This is a genomic window from Paenibacillus glycinis (genome assembly GCF_009909185.1).
Taxonomy (GTDB): Bacteria; Bacillota; Bacilli; order Paenibacillales; family Paenibacillaceae; genus Paenibacillus_Z; species Paenibacillus_Z glycinis.
Genome location: NZ_JAAAMV010000003.1, coordinates 246,926 through 267,154, shown reverse-complemented (window position 1 = coordinate 267,154; position 20,229 = coordinate 246,926). Strand labels below are relative to the sequence as shown.

At 58.9% G+C, this 20,229-nt stretch carries 20 protein-coding genes; 15 read left to right on the top strand and 5 right to left on the bottom strand.

The features are described 5' to 3' along the window. Positions 1–15: 15 nt before the first annotated feature. Positions 16–1,179 (bottom strand): ROK family transcriptional regulator, encoded by a 1,164-nt coding sequence (locus GT019_RS07835; RefSeq protein ID WP_201755276.1) that lies wholly within the window; start codon positions 1,177–1,179, stop codon positions 16–18. Between the two features lie 206 nt (positions 1,180–1,385). On the opposite strand from GT019_RS07835, the gene xylA reads away from it, so the two are divergent. The 3 genes from xylA (at position 1,386) to GT019_RS07820 (ending at position 6,292) form a co-directional block, all read left to right on the top strand. Beyond that, the gene (gene xylA / locus GT019_RS07830; RefSeq protein ID WP_161742567.1) at positions 1,386–2,699 is read left to right on the top strand and encodes a xylose isomerase; all 1,314 of its coding nucleotides are present in this window, start codon (positions 1,386–1,388) and stop codon (positions 2,697–2,699) included. Between the two features lie 18 nt (positions 2,700–2,717). After that, on the top strand, positions 2,718–4,220 hold the full coding sequence (gene xylB, locus GT019_RS07825) for a xylulokinase (RefSeq protein WP_161742566.1): 1,503 nt from the start codon (positions 2,718–2,720) through the stop codon (positions 4,218–4,220). Positions 4,221–4,561: 341 nt separating this feature from the next. Next, complete coding sequence (locus tag GT019_RS07820; RefSeq protein WP_161742565.1) at positions 4,562–6,292, top strand: methyl-accepting chemotaxis protein; 1,731 nt, start codon at positions 4,562–4,564, stop codon at positions 6,290–6,292. A gap of 266 nt (positions 6,293–6,558) precedes the next feature. Here the strand turns inward: GT019_RS07820 and GT019_RS07815 are convergent, their stop codons facing one another. Then, complete coding sequence (locus tag GT019_RS07815) at positions 6,559–7,533, bottom strand: helix-turn-helix domain-containing protein (RefSeq protein WP_161742564.1); 975 nt, start codon at positions 7,531–7,533, stop codon at positions 6,559–6,561. 175 nt (positions 7,534–7,708) lie between these two features. On the opposite strand from GT019_RS07815, the gene GT019_RS07810 reads away from it, so the two are divergent. After that, entirely contained in the window at positions 7,709–8,110 is a 402-nt protein-coding gene (locus GT019_RS07810; RefSeq protein WP_161742562.1) for a hypothetical protein, read from the top strand. Positions 8,111–8,174: 64 nt separating this feature from the next. On the opposite strand, the gene GT019_RS07805 is transcribed toward GT019_RS07810, so the two are convergent. Then, positions 8,175–9,431, bottom strand: coding sequence for a BaiN/RdsA family NAD(P)/FAD-dependent oxidoreductase (locus tag GT019_RS07805; RefSeq protein WP_161742560.1), 1,257 nt, complete (start codon positions 9,429–9,431; stop codon positions 8,175–8,177). 264 nt (positions 9,432–9,695) lie between these two features. On the opposite strand from GT019_RS07805, the gene GT019_RS07800 reads away from it, so the two are divergent. The 7 genes from GT019_RS07800 (at position 9,696) to GT019_RS07770 (ending at position 14,600) form a co-directional block, all read left to right on the top strand. Then, positions 9,696–11,387: an ATP-binding protein gene (locus GT019_RS07800; protein ID WP_328803926.1), complete on the top strand. Its 1,692-nt coding sequence runs from the start codon at positions 9,696–9,698 to the stop codon at positions 11,385–11,387. A gap of 90 nt (positions 11,388–11,477) precedes the next feature. Continuing rightward, positions 11,478–11,606: a spore protein gene (locus tag GT019_RS07795; protein ID WP_161742558.1), complete on the top strand. Its 129-nt coding sequence runs from the start codon at positions 11,478–11,480 to the stop codon at positions 11,604–11,606. A 16-nt stretch (positions 11,607–11,622) separates the two neighbouring features. Next, positions 11,623–12,027, top strand: a complete 405-nt coding sequence (locus tag GT019_RS07790) for a DUF3905 domain-containing protein (protein ID WP_161742556.1) — start codon at positions 11,623–11,625, stop codon at positions 12,025–12,027. Positions 12,028–12,135: 108 nt separating this feature from the next. Beyond that, on the top strand, positions 12,136–12,567 hold the full coding sequence (locus tag GT019_RS07785; RefSeq protein ID WP_161742555.1) for a BrxA/BrxB family bacilliredoxin: 432 nt from the start codon (positions 12,136–12,138) through the stop codon (positions 12,565–12,567). A gap of 18 nt (positions 12,568–12,585) precedes the next feature. Continuing rightward, the gene (gene nadE, locus GT019_RS07780) at positions 12,586–13,395 is read left to right on the top strand and encodes an ammonia-dependent NAD(+) synthetase (RefSeq protein WP_161742553.1); all 810 of its coding nucleotides are present in this window, start codon (positions 12,586–12,588) and stop codon (positions 13,393–13,395) included. Between the two features lie 492 nt (positions 13,396–13,887). Next, positions 13,888–14,283, top strand: a complete 396-nt coding sequence (gene acpS, locus GT019_RS07775) for a holo-ACP synthase (protein WP_161742551.1) — start codon at positions 13,888–13,890, stop codon at positions 14,281–14,283. A gap of 80 nt (positions 14,284–14,363) precedes the next feature. Beyond that, positions 14,364–14,600 (top strand): hypothetical protein, encoded by a 237-nt coding sequence (locus tag GT019_RS07770; protein ID WP_161742550.1) that lies wholly within the window; start codon positions 14,364–14,366, stop codon positions 14,598–14,600. Between the two features lie 113 nt (positions 14,601–14,713). Here the strand turns inward: GT019_RS07770 and GT019_RS07765 are convergent, their stop codons facing one another. After that, positions 14,714–15,064: a c-type cytochrome gene (locus GT019_RS07765; protein ID WP_161742548.1), complete on the bottom strand. Its 351-nt coding sequence runs from the start codon at positions 15,062–15,064 to the stop codon at positions 14,714–14,716. A 174-nt stretch (positions 15,065–15,238) separates the two neighbouring features. On the opposite strand from GT019_RS07765, the gene GT019_RS07760 reads away from it, so the two are divergent. From GT019_RS07760 to GT019_RS07745, 4 genes are all read left to right on the top strand, one after another. Continuing rightward, complete coding sequence (locus GT019_RS07760) at positions 15,239–16,111, top strand: AraC family transcriptional regulator (RefSeq protein ID WP_161742547.1); 873 nt, start codon at positions 15,239–15,241, stop codon at positions 16,109–16,111. 2 nt (positions 16,112–16,113) lie between these two features. Then, positions 16,114–17,448, top strand: coding sequence for an A/G-specific adenine glycosylase (gene mutY, locus GT019_RS07755; protein WP_161742545.1), 1,335 nt, complete (start codon positions 16,114–16,116; stop codon positions 17,446–17,448). A gap of 94 nt (positions 17,449–17,542) precedes the next feature. Continuing rightward, a complete protein-coding gene (locus GT019_RS07750; RefSeq protein ID WP_161742543.1) occupies positions 17,543–18,175 on the top strand; it encodes a bifunctional 4-hydroxy-2-oxoglutarate aldolase/2-dehydro-3-deoxy-phosphogluconate aldolase in 633 nt (210 codons plus the stop codon). Between the two features lie 576 nt (positions 18,176–18,751). After that, on the top strand, positions 18,752–19,243 hold the full coding sequence (locus GT019_RS07745) for a cupin domain-containing protein (RefSeq protein WP_161742541.1): 492 nt from the start codon (positions 18,752–18,754) through the stop codon (positions 19,241–19,243). Between the two features lie 10 nt (positions 19,244–19,253). Here GT019_RS07745 and GT019_RS07740 read toward each other — a convergent pair whose 3' ends face one another. Continuing rightward, positions 19,254–19,649 (bottom strand): hypothetical protein, encoded by a 396-nt coding sequence (locus GT019_RS07740; RefSeq protein WP_161742539.1) that lies wholly within the window; start codon positions 19,647–19,649, stop codon positions 19,254–19,256. Positions 19,650–20,229: the final 580 nt, after the last annotated feature.

The following is a 20,229-nucleotide window of genomic DNA, read 5'->3' as shown; positions in this document are numbered from 1 at the left end:
GGAAGCGGCAGCCCATCAGGCGCCGCTTCCTTTCATTTTGGCCAGGAAGGAGGAGATCGCGTAATAAGCGGCTCCCCGCACGGCGGATTTCTCGCCCTGCTCCGCGAACAGCACCTTCAGCTTCCGCTGGTGGTGCGCGAGCGCCCGTGCGGCGACGGTACGCTGAACCGCCCCGCCGATCCATGCTTCCGCGCGCCGCATCTCGTTGCCGATGATGACGACGTCGGGATTGAACACGTTGACGATGTTCGCGATGCCGACGCCGAGCGCTTCCCCGATGCGTTCGAACAGCGCGACGACGTCTTCGCGGCCCTGGCCGGCCGCCTCCAGCAGACCGTCGAGATCGTGAAAGCCGAGCGGTTCGGCCTGCTCCAGCAGCGCGTTCTCCGACGCGTACAGCTCCCAGCAGCCCCGGTTGCCGCAGCGGCACGGCTTGCCGTCCGCATGGATGGAGAGATGGCCGAGCTCGCCGGAGAAGCCGCCCGAGCCCTTGTACAGCTCCTTGTTCAGGATCATGCCGGTGCCGATGCCGATGCCGGCGCTCACGTAGATCTGATTGGCGATGCCGCGGCCGGCGCCGTAGCGCTGCTCGCCTTGGGCGCCGGCGTTCGCCTCGTTGTCGATGGTGACGGGCACGCCGAAGCGCTCCTCCGCGATCGCGCGCAAGGGCACCTCCGTCCAGGACAAATTCGGCGCGAAGAGAATCGTGCCGTCCTCGTTCACGAGGCCCGGGACGCCGATGCCGATGCCGACCATGCCGTACGGGCAGGGAGGAATCTCGCCTCGCAGCGCCTCGATGCATGCGAGCAGCTGCGGGATGACGCTCTTCGCGTCATGCGCTTTCAGCGCGATGCGCCGTTCCGCCACGACGCAGCCCTCCAGATCCGTGAGGATGCCGCGGATGTAATTGACGCCGAGATCGATGCCGACGGCATGGCCCGAACGCGAACGGAACTGCAGCAGGTTCGGCTTGCGGCCGCCGCTGGACTCGCCGGGGCCGAGGTCCAGCACGAGATGGCTGTCGATCAGATCCTGCACGAGGCTCGATACGGTCGCTTTGTTCAGCCCGGTGCGTTCCGAGATTTGAGCCCGCGAGAGCGGCGCGTGGCGAAGCACGGCGTCCAGCACGATGGCGGTATTCATTTTTTTGACGAGCGACAAATCTCCGGTTTGCTTCATGATTGCTTGGGTTCCTCCGCTGCCGTGAATGATATGGGTACGATTGTACCACGCGGATGTGCAGGTTGCCAGACGATCGGGCGACTTTCAAAAAACTTACTTTGTTTACTAGACAAACAAAGTTTGGCGATGCTAGAATGTTCGTAAGAACGTTTTCAAAAACAGCGCCGCTTCGCGCGGCCACACTTTTGGAGGGATTATCTTACATGGCATACTTCAAAAACATCGGCAACATCGCTTACGAAGGCAAAGGCTCCGACAACCCGCTCGCATTCAAACACTACAATCCGCAAGAGATCGTCCTCGGCAAACCGATGGAAGAGCATCTGCGTTTCGCGGTCGCGTACTGGCATACGTTCACGGCTTCCGGCGCCGATCCGTTCGGCGTGGGCACGGCGGTCCGCGGCTGGGACAGCGCGAACGAGATGGACCAAGCGAAGATGCGCGTCGAAGCGAACTTCGAATTCCTTAGCAAGATCGGCATCCCGTACTACTGCTTCCATGACCGCGACATCGCGCCGGAAGGCAGCTCGCTCGCCGAGACGAACAAGAACCTCGACGTCATCGTGGACCTGCTGGAAGAAGGCATGAAAGCCTCCGGGGCGAAGCTGCTCTGGAACACGGCGAACATGTTCACGAATCCGCGTTTCGTGCACGGCGCGGGCACGACGTCCAACGCCGACGTCTATGCATACGCGGGCGCTCAGCTGAAGAAGAGCCTGGAGATCGGCAAACGCCTCGGCGCCGAGAACTATGTTTTCTGGGGCGGCCGCGAAGGCTACGAGACGCTGCTGAACACCGACATGGCGCTCGAGCTCGACAACCTGGCACGCCTGTTCCACATGGCTATCGCTTATTCCAAAGAAATCGGCTTCGGCGCGCAGTTCCTGATCGAGCCTAAGCCGAAAGAACCGACGAAGCACCAATACGACTTCGACGCGGCGACGACGATCGCGTTCCTGCAGAAGTACGACCTGAAGGACTACTTCAAGCTGAACCTGGAAGCCAACCACGCGACGCTCGCCGGCCACACGTTCGAGCACGAGATCCGCGTGGCGGCGATCAACGGCATGCTGGGCTCGCTCGACGCGAACCAAGGCGACCTGCTGCTCGGCTGGGATACGGACGAATTCCCGACCGACCTGTTCTCCACGACGCTGACCATGTACGAAGTGCTGAAAGCCGGCGGCCTCGGCAAAGGCGGCGTCAACTTCGACGCCAAAGTGCGCCGCGGCTCCTTCGAGGACGAGGATCTCTTCCTGGCCCACATCGCGGGCATGGACACGTACGCTTGGGGCCTCAAAGCCGCGGCCAAGCTGATCGAAGAGAACGTCATCGACGGCTTCGTGGACAACCGCTACCGCAGCTTCAAGGAAGGCATCGGCGCCGAGATCGTCTCCGGCCGCGCCACGCTGGCGTCGCTTGAGCAGTACGCGCTGCAAAACAACGTCATCAAGAACGAATCCGGCCGCCTGGAACGGATCAAATTGCAGCTGAACGAAATCATCTACAGCGTCTAAGAGGAGGCCCTTGATTCCATGTCATACGTCATCGGCGTCGACTTAGGCACAAGCGCGGTGAAAGTGCTGCTTCTGGACGGAAGCGGCAAGGTCGCGGCGGAAGCCTCGCGCGACTATCCGCTGTTTCACGAGCATTCCGGCTGGAGCGAGCAGCGGCCGGACGATTGGGTGAACGGCACGGTCGAAGCGCTCCGCGAGCTCGCGGAACGCTCCGGCGTGTCCCCGGACGAGATCGAAGGGCTGAGCTTCTCGGGCCAAATGCACGGCCTCGTGCTGCTCGACGCGGCGGGCAATCCCGTCCGCAACGCGATTCTGTGGAACGACACGCGCACGACCGCGGAATGCCGCGAGATCGAGTCGCTGGTCGGCAAGGACCGGCTGCTCACGATCACGCGCAACCCGGCGCTCGAAGGCTTCACGCTGCCGAAGATTCTGTGGGTGCGTAAGCACGAACCCGAAGTCTTCGCGCGCGCCGTCTCGTTCCTGCTGCCGAAGGATTACCTTCGCTACCGGCTGACGGGCGCGCTGCATATGGATTACTCCGATGCGGCGGGCACGCTGCTGCTGGACGTGGCGAACAAACGCTGGAGCAGCGACGTGCTGGAGGCGGTCTCGCTGCCGGCCTCGTTCGCTCCGCCGCTCGTCGAATCGCAAGCGCTGACGGGCACGCTCCTTCCCGAGCGGGCGGCGGCGGCGGGGCTGAACGCGGACACGAAGGTGTTCGCGGGCGGCGCGGACAACGCCTGCGGCGCGATCGGCTCCGGCATTCTGCAGGAAGGGCTGACGATGTGCAGCATCGGCACCTCCGGCGTCATTCTTTCTTATGAAGCGACGAGCGGCAACGATTTCCGCGGCAAGGTGCATTTCTTTAACCACGGCAAGGAGAATGCGTTTTATGCCATGGGCGTGACGCTGGCCGCGGGGTACAGCCTCAGCTGGTTCAAGCAAACGTTCGCCAAGGGCGAGTCGTTCGACGAGCTGCTGCAGGGCGTCGGCGACGTCAAGCCCGGCGCGAAAGGGCTGCTGTTCACGCCTTACCTCGTCGGCGAACGGACGCCGCATGCGGATTCCGTCATTCGCGGCAGCTTCATCGGCATCGACGGCTCGCACGAGCGGGTGCATTTCGCCCGCGCGGTCATGGAAGGCATCACGTTCTCGCTGAACGAATCGGTGGACATGTTCCGCCAGGCCGGCAAGACGGTCGATACGATCATCTCCATCGGCGGCGGCGCGTCCAATCCGGTATGGCTGCAAATGCAGGCCGATATCTTCAATGCCGAAGTCGTTTCCCTGGAGAACGAGCAGGGACCGGGCCTCGGCGCGGCGATGCTGGCGGCGTACGGCTGCGGCTGGTTCGACAGTCTCGAGGCGTGCGCGGAGCTGTTCGTGAAGCGCGCATCGGTGTACAAGCCGGATCCGGCCGCGGTAGACGCGTACGGCGGGCTGTTCCGCATCTACCAGGACGTGTACGCTTCGACGCGGGCATTGAACGAAGGCTTGCAGGCGTATCGGAATTCCTGATTCGTCGAGACGCGTTTCGGTTTGCATCCGCGTTGCGTATTGATTAAGCACCGACCGAGCGCTGACCAGGCACTGGCTGATTGGCCGTTCCCCTCCGGGGGAACGGCATTTTGTGCTTGGCGAAGGAATCGGGAGAGGAGGCATGCGATAGGTAATCTGACATATAAGTCGCGGAGAAAGTTTAATTTTTTAAATATATGTAGTTCCATCGCACTAAAAGATAGGTTAAAATCGAATCTATCAGCCGGAGTGACGGTCCGATCGCGTGCAAAGTATCCGAAAATGATCGATTATCCGGCATTAGCTGACATCAATCTATCTTCGACAAAGGCGGGAACGACATGGAGAAACCGGCAGTAAAGCGCAAGTGGACGGTCGGCGCCAAGCTGATGGCGGCATTTATGAGCGTGCTGCTGCTGCTCGCCGCCAACGGCGCCGTCAGCTACGCAATGATGGCCAAGATGAAGGAAACGAACGGGGATTTGGCAGGCAAATGGGTCGTCGGGGCGGAGACGATCAACGGCATCAATTATTTGACCGAGCACTCCATGACCCTGCAGTACAGGCTGATTTCGGAGCAAAACGCCAGCCTCAAGAAACAATACCTGTCGGACGCGGAAGCGACGATGGAGAAGATTCATGCAAGCTTCGATACATACAAGTCGCTGCTGGACGCCGGAGATGCGGCCGAAAACGAGCTGTTCGCCAGCCTCGTCACCGCTTGGGAGAAATACGAGGACGATTACGATCGCCTCGCCGCGGCTGCCGGCAAGCCGATGACGGCCGAGCAGGCCGAGTCCTACCGCAAGGCGTCCGAGAGTTCCTTCGCGGCGCTGCAAAACAACTTGGACTATCTCGTGCTCAACAATCACAGCGGCGCGCAGGAGGCGAAGAGCAAGAGCGAGAAGCTGAGCTCGCAGTCGGCGGTCGCGATTCTGGCCGCGCTTGCCGCGGGCATCGTGCTGGTGGTGCTGCTCACCGGCTACGTGCGCCATGCGATCGCGAAGCCGATCCGGCAGGCGGCCCTCGTCGTCGACGAAGTGGCCGGAGGAAATCTGCGGGCGGTCGTGCCGGCGATTCGGAACCGGGACGAGATCGGCGGCCTGTTCGCTTCGCTGCAGTCGATGATGACGCAGCTGCGCTCGGCGATGCAAGGCGTGCAGGAAGCATCCGCGGATATCGCGTCCTCGTCGCGCCAGATGCTGGCGGTGTCCGAGCAGAACGCCGGATCCGCTCAACAAGCCGCCGAGGCCGTGCAAGGCATGGCGGAAGGGACGGAGCTCGCGCTTTCGCAATTCGGGGAAGTCAGCCGGACGACCGGGGATCTCGGCATGGGCATCGACCGGATCGCGGAATCGACGTCCGTCGTCGCTTCGTTGTCGGCGGACGCCAGCAGGCAGGCGCTGATCGGACGCGAAGCGGTGAACGATGCCGTCCTTCGGATGGCTGCCGTCAACGACAGCGTGCGGATCGCGGTCGGTCAAGTCGACCGGCTGGAGGCGCATTCGCGAACGATCGGCGTCATCTCGCAGCTGATCGGCAGCGTCTCGAAGCAGACGAATCTGCTGGCGCTCAACGCGGCGATCGAAGCGGCGCGGGCGGGCGAGCACGGCAAGGGCTTCGCCGTCGTCGCGGACGAAGTCCGCAAGCTTGCGCAGCAAACGTCGGAAGCCGTCCTGGAGATCGGGCGGGTTATCGATCAGATCGCGGCGGATACGCGCGACACGGCCAAGCAAATGCGGGAAAGCGCGAAAGAAGCGGAGGCGGGCGTGTTCGCCGTACGCGAGGCCGGCGCGTCGTTCACGGGCATAGCCGAAGCCTCGGAACGGGTATCTGGCCAAATGCGGGAGGTTGCCGCCGCGTCCGGGGAGATGGCAGCGGGCTCGCGGCAGCTGGTCGATGCGATGCTGCGCCTGGAGGGATATGCGAAGCAAAGCTCGGAGACGGCGATGACCGTGGCCGCGACGACCGAGGAGCAGACCGCTTCGGCGGAGCAGATCGCCGTATCGTCCCGTTCGTTAAGCCGGATCGCCGAACGGATGAACGAACTGGCAGGCGGCTTCGAGCTGTAGCGTCGGGCGGCCAAATGCCGGCGAGCCGAACATGCCTTTGCCGCCGCGCGAACGGCTCGCAGTGGCCGTGGCGCCGCACGGCAGCATGAAAATAAAACCCTTCTCTTCCGCCAGGCGGAAGGGAAGGGTTTTCGCCGTTCGATCGCGAGATTCGCGGCTGCGCTAATACGCTGATCGCCGCGGCGTTGCTGTCGGCTTCTCGGCTCATGCGGAGCGAGCTGCGTGTCGTACATTCAAGAATTCGCCGCGCTTGCTCGCGATCGGTTCTATTTGTACGAGCTCCATATATCCGAGGGCGCCACGCCGAGCTCGTCGGCGATCAATTGCGCGGTGAGCCGCTGCGGTTTTTTGATCTTGCCGTTCCGGATGTTGGAGATGGTCGTGAGGGAGATCTGGGTGTTCTCGGCAAGCTGCGTGACGGATACGCGCTTCTCGAGCATGAGGAGCCGCAGTTTATAGGAGGAGTCCGCCACCACGTCCGCGGCCTTGCCCGAATCCTCGGGCAAGGCAGGAGGGGCGGATGCCTCCGCCGTTTCCGTGCCCGGAACGGCCTCCATGGATAAGACCAGGATGGCAAAGCATCGGAACGATCCGTCCCCGCTGTAGAACGGCTTGACGATGGAATGGACATGAAACTGATCCTGGAATAGCTGAAGCGTGAATTTGAATTCTCCGCTTTCCTTGCTGAACAACAGCCTCCGCAGCCCGTTTCGCACGCGCGCGCGGTCGGGCAAGGCGACGAATTGGTCGCTGTCCATGCGGGAGAGCTCCAGGACGTCGTAAGAGAGCGGGCCGCGATAGCTGCGCATCGAAGTGACGGTGCCCGCGGTCGTGAGCAGCATGGAGACGATGGGATCGCGTTCGTAGGTCATCTCTTCGATCCATTTATGCTCCGACCGGTCGCGGATCGTGATCAAGATGAAGGCCTCGCGCGAGGCCTTCATCTTTTTGGCATGGAGCTCCCCGAACAGCTGCGAATGCTTCGGCAGGGTGACCCGCGATTCGGCGAAGGCGTCCGAATTGCCGAGTGCGATGGAAGCGCATAACCGATCGACGATCGGCCACAGCGGATGATTGCCGTCCAGCGGCAGCGAAGAAAGTTCGAGCCCGATCAGCTGATTGCCGGTGTAGCCGGTCATCGTATAGAAGGCCGTATTGCAAGCATAGATGAAGCGTTTGCCCTGATAGGTTCGAACGACCGTCACCGCATCCGGAGAATAAGCGAAAAGATCCACCATCATCTTCAGCACCTCAGCTCAAATTGTCGCTTTATTATAGCACAATAACGCAGGCGATAGGGTTAATGAATGCGAGGGTCAAGGGAGGATCGCGACGGCCCGAATCCGGTATGGCGGGGGCTTGATAAGGGTACGCTATGCGAGTATGGAATCTACTAGCCGATAAGGGTGAGCCGATTTGCAAAACGATACCGCATTGTTGTTTCAATTCGCCGATTCGCGAACCGCGTCGCTTGCATGCGATACGTTTCAGGAACTGGGCTACGACCCCGTTTTCCAGCAAGAAAACGAAGTGCATATCCACATGCTCGGGGACGATCTGACCTCGGCGCTGGAGATCGCCCAGGCGCATGGCGGGCAGCTGGCCGTCCAATCCTCCATTCCGGATATCGTGCTGACGAACGAGCTTTACCGGATGGAAAACATCACGATACCCGCGCATGTCGTGAACGAGGACTGGATCGCCCAGGAAGAGACCGCCGGAAGCCTGCGCAACCGGGACGACGATGCGGCGGCGGAAGATGATTTCTTCCCGGACGACGGGTCGTACGGGTATTTTTCCGGCGACGTCCACATTTGAACGCGCGACGAAAGAAGGCCGACGGTCGGCGCTGCCACCGGTCGGCCTTCTCTTCTATTCGCGATTAGAGAAGCGCCGCATGGCTTCCGGCCGCATAACCCGTCGAGAACGCGGCCGTTATGTTATATCCGCCGGTATAGCCGTGAATATCCAGCACCTCTCCGCAGAAATACAATCCCCGCATCAGCTTCGACTGCATCGTCTTGGGATCGACTTCCTTCAGGTTCACCCCGCCGCCGGTGACGAAAGCATCCTCCAGCTTCAACGTGCCGTAAGCCCGCATCGGGAAGGCCTTGATCAGTTTCGCGAGGCCGAGCCAAGCCTGCTTCGGGATGTTATCGTAGGTCAGCTGCTCGTCCAAGCCGGCTTCCTTCAATAATAAAGGCACCATCCGCTCGGGCAGATACCCCTTGAGCACGTTTTTGACCGTTTTCTTCGAATCCGCCCGCACCAGCTCCAGCGACTCGCCGTAGACCTCGTCCGCGCTTCGGTCCGGCAGCAGGTCGATCGTCAGCAGCGCGTTGCGGGCATCGCCTTTCTTCAGCTCCTTCACGACGAACTGGCTGCAGCGCAGCGCGATGGGGCCGGATACGCCGAAATGGGTGAAAATCATGTCGCCGCGATGCTCCGTCACGCGTTTGCCCTTCGCGTTCCAGACGGAGAGCGCGACGTCGCGGAGCGACAGCCCCTGCAGCTCCTTGCTCTGGATGAACGGCTCGTTGGACGTGATCGGCACTTCCGTCGGGAACAGCTCCGTAATGGAATGGCCGGCCTTCTCCGCCCAAGGATAGCCGTCGCCGGTCGAACCGGTATGGGGCACGGATTTGCCGCCGGTCGCGATGACGACGCTTCGGCAGGCGACCGTTTCGCCCGATTTGAGCGCCACGCCGGTCACCTGCCCGTCGGCGTACGCGATATGGCTTGCCGGCGCGTTCACCCGAATCTCCACGCCTTGCTTCCGCACCTGGCGGACGAGCGCGTCGACGACGGTTTTCGCTTTGTCCGTGACCGGGAACATCCGGCCGTTGTCTTCTTCCTTCAACGCGATGCCCAAGCCCTCGAAGAAGGCGATGATTTCTTTGTTCCCGAAGCTCGAGAGCGCGCTGTACAGGAAGCGGCCGTTGCCCGGGATGTTCTTGATCAATTCGTCCAATTCCTTGTTGTTCGTGACGTTGCAGCGGCCGCCGCCGGAGATGCCGAGCTTGCGCCCCAGCTTGTCCCCTTTGTCCAGCAGCAGCACCCTCGCCCCGTGTTTGCTGGCGGCAATCCCGGCCATGAGCCCGGCAGAGCCGCCTCCTATGATAACGACCTCGTAATTCACTGGTTTCTCCTCGGTTTTCGCTCGATTTGGCATGGCATGACGCCGTTATCTATCATACTATCCAGTTCGGAGAGCGTCTACTCGGCGCAGCGGGCATTTACGATACACCAAATTTCAAATATGGGAGAATAATCCATAGTTTGTTTATCGTCGAAACAAACCGGAAAGACATTGTAAAATAGATAGACCTATGATTTAATCGGATTAACAGATAAACAAAGATATACATTAACTGGGTTTCTTCTGAAGGGTGGGACTCATTTTGTGTGGAAGCTGATTCTTTTGCAGTTCATTCTAGCCCTGCTACCGGTATTTATTTTTCAATTCTGGTATGACTACTCGAAACCACGCAAAAGAGTACCTTACCTCCTGACCGTTTTTTGCGGCGCCTGCGTGCTGCTCGGCATTGCGGCCTGCATCGAAGTGAAGGGGTTCGATCTGGATTACCTCTACGCGCAATTGATCTTGGGCTCCTTGTACGGAGGCGGGTGGGTCACGCTGGCGTTGACGGTCATCTACCTGGCTTCCGAACAGTTAATGATGGAAGGCAGCTGGGGCTGGATCGAAATGGCGGGCACCGTGTTATTCATCATTCCGATTATTTCCATGTACAATCAAGGCTTTCATCAGTTGAGCCGCCGGACCAAATACCGGGTCGTGCTCGGATTGACGGCGCTGCTGCTGTTGATCAAATGCTGCGCGTTCATTCAATTCGTCTACGTGGCGCACCCCGATTTGCATGCCGCGGATTACTACGCGATTTTGGCCCATCAATTGGCTTATTTTATCGTCATGGTCCTGGCGTTGGCCTGCTCGGAGCATTTCATCCAGCATCAGAACGTGAATTACCGGCTGCACCAGATCTCGAACAGCTTCCGCATCGAGGTGCAGAAGCTGCAGCAATTCATCGACGAAACGCCGCTCGGCGTCATCTTCGTCGATGCGGGCGGAGCGATCACGCATATCAACGAAATGGCCATTCATCTAATGAAGGAAAAAGTAGGCGGCAAGCAGCGCAACGAGCTGCTCGGCCAGCCGTTCACGATCATGTACGACCATATCGAGAAGGACGTGATCGGGCGCCTGCTGTACCAGGCGCTGAACGGCCATAAGATCACGACGGAATACGTCCAGGAGCAGGGCAAGATCTACGTGAATTCCGGCATTTGCGTCCGCGATATGCAGAACGGCGAAATCATCGGCGCGGCGATCATCGCCCACGATATTACGGAGCTCAATCGCTTGCGCGACGAGATCGGGCGGATGGAACGCCTCAGCCTCGTCGGCCAGATGGCGGCCAGCATCACGCACGAGATCCGCAACCCGATGGCGGTCATCCGCGGCTTCGTGCAGCTGATGCGGGAACGCAGCCCGGATCATCAGAAGGAATATTACCGGATCGTCATGGAAGAGCTCGACCGGGCGAACAGCATCATCAGCGACTTCTTGTCCTTGGCCCAGAACCGGGTCATCGAGAAAGACAGCCAGTCCCTGCACGAGATCATCAACGAGATTCTGCCGCTGCTGTGGGCGGATGCCAACATGCGGGGCCAGACGCTGGAACTGAAGCTGGCCGACGAGCTTCCCATGCTGCTGCTCAACGAGAAAGAAATGAAGCAGCTGATCCTGAACTTGGCCCGGAACGGCATGGAAGCCATGAATCAGCACGGCGTGCTGACATTGGAAACGTCTACATACGAGCAATACGTGGAGCTGCGCGTCATCGACACGGGAAGCGGCATTCCGAAGGAGAAGCTCGAGCATCTGTTCGAGCCGTTCTATACGACCAAGTCGCACGGAACCGGGCTCGGCTTGCCGCTCTGCCTCAGCATCATGGAACGCCACGGCGGCATCATCCAGGTGGATTCCAAAGAAGGCGCGGGGACGACCTTCGTCGTCCGTTTCGACCGGAACCGAAACGCCTACGAAGCGGCGGCGGCGCTCAGCAGGGGCTGACCGCGCGCATTACATAACGAGCAAGACGGTTTACGTACGGATAAGCGGATTTCCGCGCGCGCATACTACCTTTGGAAGGGGGTGCCAGCAGTGGAAAACCAGCGGCAATCACGCAATGCCTCCGGACCGGCAGCCAGCAAGAAGAAGCAGGGCAGCAAAGCGCCGGAGTCCGAAGGCTACGACAAGAAGCTAGACGGCCCCAATCGCCCTTCCATTTAAAGGGAGGAGCAGAGGGATGGACGAACATGACGCAGACAGCGAACGCGAAGCGCAGATAAAAGGCCCGAGCGCCGGCGGCGACGATCCGGCGCTTGACCCGTACGAGATCAATTTTCTTCCGGAGTTCCGCAGCGGACGCGGCCCGAGAGCGCCCTTCGTCAACGGCAGCGGCGTCGTCATCGGCGATCATATGTACGAATCGCCGCAGTCGCCGCTCAGCAGCTGGACCGAAGACACCGACCCGGCCGTGATGGCGGGCAGCGAATGGGTGCATCCGTTCAAGGATGTCGGGTTCCTGACGAGCGAGAACCGGGATTATTTCGAACGGGGCATCGCGCCGGAGAGCGGCATCTTTACGCATGCCGACAAGGATGCGGCTTACGAAGCGGGCAACGACGGCGCTTCCGGGAATAAACCGTGAGGCATGAAGATCGGCAATCGGGCGCTGGCCGGATTGCTTTTTCTTTGCTTTCAATACGAGAGGGGGGTATAATAGAAATCAAAACGATCTTATAAGGAGCGATCACATATGTCGATGTCTTTCGAACGATACATGCTTGACATGATTCAACCCATGCGCGACGACCTGACACGTCTGGGAATCGAGGAGCTGCGCACGCCGGAAGCGGTGGAAGAGAAGCTTCCGAACGCCGAAGGAACCGCGCTTGTCGTCATCAACTCCGTCTGCGGATGCGCCGCCGGCCAATGCCGTCCGGGCGTCGCCCAAGCGCTGCAAGCCGAGAAGCTGCCAGACCACCTGTTCACCGTCTTCGCCGGCCAAGACAAGGAAGCCACGGCCAAAGCGCGCGAATACTTCGCGCCGTACCCGCCGTCTTCTCCGTCCATCGCGCTGTTCAAGGACGGCGAACTGGTTCATTTCATCGAGCGCCACCAGATCGAGAACCGTTCGGCGGCCGATATCGCGGCAGATCTCACTTCTGCGTTCGACCGCTATTGCTAATAATGAAGAGGTGATAGGATGAGCTTGCAGGAACAGATCATTCAAGAGCTAGGCGTTAAGCCCGAGATCGACCCGCAGCAAGAGATTCGCAAACGGGTCGATTTCCTGAAAGACTATGTCCGCAAATCCGGGACGACCGGACTGCTGATCGCGATCAGCGGCGGCATCGACAGCGCGGTCGCGACGGGATTGTGCAAGCAAGCGACCGACGAGCTGAGCGAAGAGACGGGCAAGGAATACATGACGCTTGGCGTGTTCCAGCCGTATGGCGAGCAAGCGGACATCTCCGACAGCTACGCGGTCGCGGAAGCGTTCAACCTGAAGCATCGCGTCGAGACGAACATCCAGGAAGCGGTCGACGAGATCGCGCTGGAAGTCGAGCACGGCCTGAAGTCGATCGGCATGTCCCGGCATATCAGCCGCGGCGGCAAAGGCAACGTGAAGGCGCGCACCCGCATGGTGACGCAGTACGCGCTGGCGTTCGAGCTCAACCTGCTCGTCGTCGGCACGGATCATGCGTCCGAAGCGATTACCGGCTTCTATACCAAATGGGGCGACGGCGCGGTCGACATTACGCCGCTCAGCACCTTGAACAAGCGCCAGGTTCGCCTGATCGCGGCAGCGCTCGGCGTGCCGGGCGCGGTCGTGACGAAGGCGCCGACCGCGGGATTATGGGATGGCCAGACCGACGAGGACGAGCTCGGCATCACGTATGACGAGAACAGCGATTACCTCGAAGGCAAGCAAGTCAGCGACTCTGCCCGCGAGAAGCTGGAGAAGCAGTATCTCAAGACCGCTCATAAACGGAACACGATTCCGGGCATTTAAGGGAATCGTATCGGGTTGCGCGGATCGCGCCCTTCGGCTACGGCCGGAGGGCGTTTTGCTTTTGCGCCCGTGGCGATGGGTTCCGCTATCTGGGTCCGCCATCTCGGGCGGAGGTCCGATGGAGCTTCCTCCTGCTATCGGAATCGATTATTTGCTATGATAAGAGCAGTTCTCCCGAGCTGACCGCGGCGCCAGCCCGCGTTCATCGGGCATCATGCTTGACCGGATACGGCGCGACGACCTAGAGAAGCGTAGCGGAATGCGCGGAGGAGCAGCCGGGAAGCGCGGCAGGAATGCGGCGTTGCCGCATACGTATATCCGATGCATGCATGCGGCGATGCTAGAGGGAGAGATGCCGGATCCCATCGCGGAGCGGGCATCGGGCGCGCGGCTTCGAGCCGTGGCGTTCGCGGCGACCTTCGGAATTGCTGGGAAACGAATAACGGGCGGGCGCCGATCGGCGTTATCGTCCGGGTAGGCGGTGGATTCAATATGATACTGGGAATCGGACATGATCTCGCATCGCTCGACCGGATGGAGCGGATTCTGCTTGGCGATTCCGGGATGCGTTTTCAGGAACGGATCTTGACGGAACGCGAACGGGAGCTGGCTTCGGCTTCCGGCGGGAAGCGGCTGGTCGAATTCGTCGGCGGCCGATTCGCCGCCAAGGAGGCCGTCTCCAAGGCCTTCGGCTGCGGCATCGGGGAAACGCTTTGTTTCCACGACATCGAAATCGACCGCGCGGCCGGCGGCAAGCCGGTGTGCCGCCTGAGCGACGAAGCATGGGCGCGGCTTTGCCTGCGGGGAGCGGATACCGCGATCCACGTATCCATCACGCACGACCACGCGCTGGCTTCCGCCTACGTGATCGTCGAACGGCTCGGCTGATGCCGCGTGCATATCCGCGTCACCTTTTGCCCATAATTGGAATACATAAGTAGCAAACCAGGGCAGGGGAGCGGATGGTAATGGCGTTGAGACCGGAGCTGTTGACGAAACGGATATTCAGAAGCGGGCAGCTTGTTCCGCTGGACGGCATGTACGGGGATCTGTGGGGCAGCTTCCTGCCGTTGTTGCAAGGCGAGACGTTCCCGTCGCATCGGGAAATGGGCGAATCCAAATGGACGTACAAGGGCTCGCTTGGTATGGGCTTGCCGGAGGAGCGGAAACGGGCATCGTTCATTAGACAGGTCAAGGAACGGTAGACGTCTGGCGCGGCGGGATAATGGGCAGAAAGCGTGGCTAATTAAAAATGCTATAACTGATGAAAAAGACCCTTACGGGCCAGCGCGATGCGTGCTCCGTAAGGGTCTTTCGGTTATTTTTTGGCGCTGAGCCAGGCGGCAAGCTCTTCGATTTGCGCATCGGACAGCTTGCCGGAGAAGGCCGGCATTCCTCCGCCGCCCTGCTTGATCTGCGTCGCGATCTGCTCCTTGGTCATGCGCTTGCCGACCTTGGTCAGGTTGGTGGTCGCGCCCATGCGTCCTTGCAGGTCCGTGCCATGGCACGAAATGCAGTTGGATTTAAACGCTTGCGGCGTGTCGGCGGATCCGACCGTCGCCTTCGATGACGACGCGCAGCCTCCGAGCATCAGAATAACGGCCGGGACCGCGAGAAGCAGGAAGCGCGCAGATCCGCGAGGGGCGGAAGGCGTAGAATAGTTCGGCATGTTCTGCTTTAGCCTCCATTTAATGGATTTATTATCCAGTATAGGCCTTAATAAACGTGAAATGCAACCGGAAGCACGGTGGTTCCTTTCGAAACAGTGCGTTATAATGAAGCATATTGTTCACGAGCCGCGAGAATATAATCTTTTTTGATGATTGGGATGATTGGAACCGCAATGAAACTGACATACAAGACGATCATTCAGAATTATTTTCAACGATTTCATGCCGAAGTGTCCATGGCGGCGTACTCGCGCACGAATCCGGGGCGCCATTCGCATTTAACTCCCGAATTTTACCGGTTCTGGTTTATTCAAGAAGGCGGCGGGCGCCTGCAGGTCGGCGGCCGCTGGCTGGACATGGAGCCGGGTCAGCTGCTGCTCATCCCTCCGGGCACGCTGCAGGCGTTCTCGGCGGAGCCGATGATGACCGTCGGCTTATATTGGTGTCATTTTCGCGCGGCGATCGGGGATATCGAGATGTTCGACTTGCTCAATCTGCCGATTTGCGTTATACCGGAAGAGCGGGAAATAGAGCGGGTCGTCGTCTTGTTCCGCCAGTTGATCGAAGCGTACCGCTCCCCGCTGCTGACGAGGGAGCTGCGGATCCGGGCGGCGATGTTCGAGCTGCTGGCCTGTTATTTGGAATGCGTCGGCATCGGCGAATCGTCGCTGCGCGAGGCCGAGCCGATCGAGAAGATCGACCGCGTGCTGGCGTACATCGAGGATCACCTGTCGGAGACGATCGCCGTGGAAGAGCTGGCCCGGCTCGCGTTTTTGCATCCGAACTATTTTATCGGGTATTTTAAAAATTTCGTCGGGTACGCCCCTGCCCAGTATGTTAATTTTCGCCGCTTGGAGCGCGCGAAAGTGCTGCTGGAGCAGAAGACGATCAGCATCTCCGAGGTTGCCCGGCAGGTCGGGATGCAGAATCATTACTTGTCCCGGTTGTTCCGGCAGTATACGGGGCTGACCCCGAGCCGATACCGGCAAATTTATTATCAAGCTGCGCCAGGCACGGATACGGGCGCGGCGGAAGAGAGGGATTAGGCATGTCGACGGAAGCGGCGTCTTACTTCAGCCGAGAGCTGCTGAGCTGGTATTTGGCCAACAAGCGCGAGCTGCCATGGCGCATCAGCCGCGATCCGTACCGCGTATGGGTGTCCGAAATCATGCTTCAGCAAACGAGAGTGGATACCGTCATTCCGTATTACGAACGGTTCATGGAGAAATTCCCGACGGCCGCGGCGCTCGCGACCGCGCCCGAGCCGGAGGTGCTGAAGTGCTGGGAGGGCCTGGGCTATTATTCGCGGGCCCGCAATCTGCAGGCGGGCGCCCGCGAGGTGCTTGCCCGCCATGGAGGCGTGCTGCCCGACGACCGCGACGCCGTAGCCGCGCTTCGCGGCGTCGGACCTTACACGACCGGCGCCATCATGAGCATCGCGTTCAACCGGCCGGAGCCGGCCGTGGACGGCAACGTCATGCGCGTGCTGTCGCGGTATTTCTGCCTCGAGGACGATATCGCCAAGCCTTCGACCCGGATCGGCATCGAGAAGCTGGCTGCTTCGTTGATTCCGGAGGGGGCGGCCGGCGATTTCAATCAGGCGCTCATGGAGCTCGGCGCGTTGGTGTGCACGCCGAAGTCGCCGGGCTGTCTGACCTGCCCGGTCATGATGCACTGCGAAGGAAGGATGGCCGGCAAGGAGCACACCCTGCCGATCAAGACGAAAGCGAAGCCGCCGCGCCGGGAAACGCGGATCGCCGCGCTCATCTCCGGCAGCGGCGAGCATGCCGGCAAGCTGCTCGCGCGCCGGCGGCCGGACAGCGGCCTGCTCGCGCAGATGTGGGAGCTGCCGCATGTGCTCGCGCCGGAATCGGACGCGCCTGCGCCGGCGGCGAAGCGCCGCGGACGCAAAGCCGCGTCAGCATCCGGCGCAGCCGCGCAGGAAGTCGCAGCGGCGATAGAATGGCCGCAGGCGTCTGCGGATGCCGCTAGCGGGGCGGATGCGAGCGGGGCCGGGCACGCGACAGCGGCAGGCGTCGAGCCGCCGGACCGCCATGCGGCGATGGCCGACTTCCTCAGCCGCTCCCTGTCGGCCGAGGACGGCCTGCTCGTTCGTCCCGTCTCCTGGTGGGGCGAGACGGATCATGTGTTCAGCCATATCGTCTGGGACATGCAGGTGTTCCGGGCGGAGTTCGGGTTCTGGCATCGGGCGGGCGTCCAAGCCGCGGATCGCTCGGGACAGGCGGCGGAAGCCTCGCCGTCATACGGGGAAGTTGCCGCGCCGGCGAATTACGCATGGATCGGCCCGGAGGAGATGAAGACGTTGGCATTTCCGAACGTATTCGTCCGTATCTTGCAGGATTATTGGCGCGACCGGGATTGAAGCGCGCGAACCGCGCGTTCAGCCGAGGCCGCAGGCTTGCATCGGGCGGCAAGATATCGTATTTTGCTCGATTCACGGAAGGGGAAACGATAACGTGAGCATGATGCTGGAACGATTGAAGCAGGAGAAAGTCGTGGCAATATTCCGCGGCATCGAGGATCGGCATGCGGACGGAGCGGCGGAGGCGCTGCTTGCCGGCGGCATCTCGTTGATGGAGATCACGATGAACACCGAAGGCGCAGCCGGCATGATCAGCCGGTGGCTGGACAAGTACGGCAGCCAAGCGGGGATCGGAGCCGGGACGGTGCTCGACCTGGAGATGGCGAAGGAAGCGGTCGCGGCCGGCGCGCAGTTCCTGATCTCGCCGAACCTCGACGAAGCCGTCGTCGAATACGGCTTGAAGACCGGCGTTCCCGTATGGCCGGGCGTCATGACGCCGACGGAAATCGTGCGCGCGTGGAAAGCCGGCGCCGAAGCGGTCAAGATATTCCCGATGGGCTCGCTCGGCTTGAAATACTTGACCGAGATCCGCGCGCCGCTGGACCGCATCCCGATGCTTGCCACCGGCGGCGTCGACCTCGCCAACATCGCCGACTACTTCAAGGCCGGCGCCTGCGCGGTCGGCATGGGCAGCAAGCTCGTTAATCTGGAGTGGGTGAAGAGCGGGCGATTCGATCTGCTGACCGAGCGCGCCAGGAAGTTCGTCGAAGCGGCAAAGTCGGTCTAACTGGTAATAAACCAACGCCGATTTGTAAAATCTGTTAGGTTTTTGTATGGAAAGCGCGGCTGCGGCCGCGCTCTTTTTTTATGTCTCTCTATCGGCGAAGGCCTATAAAAACAAAGAGGCCTGCGGCATATCCGCAGGCGCAAGAGAGAAAATATATAATAAAGGGGGGTCATGTGTTTAGTATAGGGCCTATTTATGAAAGGAACATGAAGGAAATATTACAATTCCATTACAGAGGCTGGAAATTCGATTAAGGTTCTCTCATATTGGTGAGAGAAAATAAAGTTCTTTAATGATGATCCAGTAAAATCAAAGGTTCTTGAGGAACGAAATCATCGACAAGAAAGTTAAAGTTGATTAATGAGATCAATTACAGTTATGCCGTGGTTGAAATTATTGAAAATAAGTTAGGATCATGCTGGAGCAAATAATCATAACGCTTTTGCCCCAAAGAATTACCATTTTCCTCACAATTCAAGCTTAGCAATGTATATTACAGAACTTTATTAAAGAAATGGATATAATCGCACTGTGCCTCATAACTGAAAAAAGGTAAAAGAAAATGGAGGGTAAACGATGTCAGATAATAAAATGATGCAAGAAGAAAGCCAAGTTGGGAAAGATTTTTGGTATGTTGGAACTTTAATAACTGTTAAAGCCGATGCGGTATCCACCGATAATAAGTTTGCAATGTTTGAATGTTTGGTTCCAGCAGGATTCGAGCCTCCTTATCATATTCATAAAGAGGAAGATGAAGCTTTTTATGTCCTTGAAGGCGAAATGGAATTCTTTTTAGATGGGAAAAAAATGGAGGGCGGCAAGCCAGGCACCTTCGTTTACCTGCCTAGAAATGTACCTCATGGCGTGAGAGCAGTCGGCGACAAGCCCGTACGTTTGCTCAATTTCTTCAACCGAGCTGAATTCTTAGGCTTGTTCCTTGAAATGGCCGAGCCTGCTTCACGTAAAGAACTTCCACCTCCAACAGCATGGGATTTCGAAAAAGTTATGGAGCTTTCCGAGAAATACAACGCAGTGACATTAGGACCGCTAAATGAATTTGTAAAATAAACATTGAACTTTAGAAACTCCAAGACAACAAAACCCCATTTTGGCGGTTTTGTTGTCTGATTTCATTTTCAAGAGGAATGAATGCAGGGCTGAGTGTGAGCTTTTGTACTACAGCGCTTTGATCGGCGAGTTCGAAGGCGATTGTCCTGCTCGTACTTGTTCCAGTGATTGTGAAGGTTAAGGTAACGTTGCCGTCGGACGGAGCAAAGGGAGTTCCGTTGCCGGGAGATGCTGCCGCGTTCTGCAATGTTACGCTGATCGGCGCCGAACCACCTTCGCCATCGCCTCCGGAGACCACTCGGACATTAATCGAGCCATCTCCATAAACGCCGTCAGCAGGATTCACGATCATGCCATCAGATCTCAGTTGCTTCGACGGGTTCGGATGATCGTAAATGCTCCCCACTCCTCCGCCTTCTGTGGGCAGGCTTGGAGCCGTACCCGACCCAGATCCCGCCAACCTGGTATAAGCTTGGTACTCGGGTGTGCCCTGCCCCGCGATAGCCGCGAGTACGAAAAGGACGATCCCACGCCATCTGACCTTGCCTCCTTAAGAATAAAAAGCACCCCCGATGGGAGTGCTTTAGAAAACCACATTTCAAATTCTATTTTTTGCGGAAATAAATCGAACTTAGAAAGTCAAATAGAGACCTCTTGATTAAAGAACTTTATTCTGCGTTAAAGAACTTTATTTTCAATTAAAGAACTTTATTCTCCCTCGCCGCATATTCGTCGATGAGCGCCTATTTCCTGCTGCCCGCAATGAAATGCGCGAAGAGCGTTGGCATACGCATCTATGAATGGACGCTCTCCGAGACGGAAGCGTTTTTTCAATTTCAAATATAAAATATTTTTGTCTCTTCCAATAAATTAGGTCTTTGGACATGAATTTTAAACATTTATATGTCGATATATATGATTATATGACTCTTTGTGTCGAACTGCGTCATAGTAATAGGAACAAAGTAGGAGGGGTGGCTCAGGTA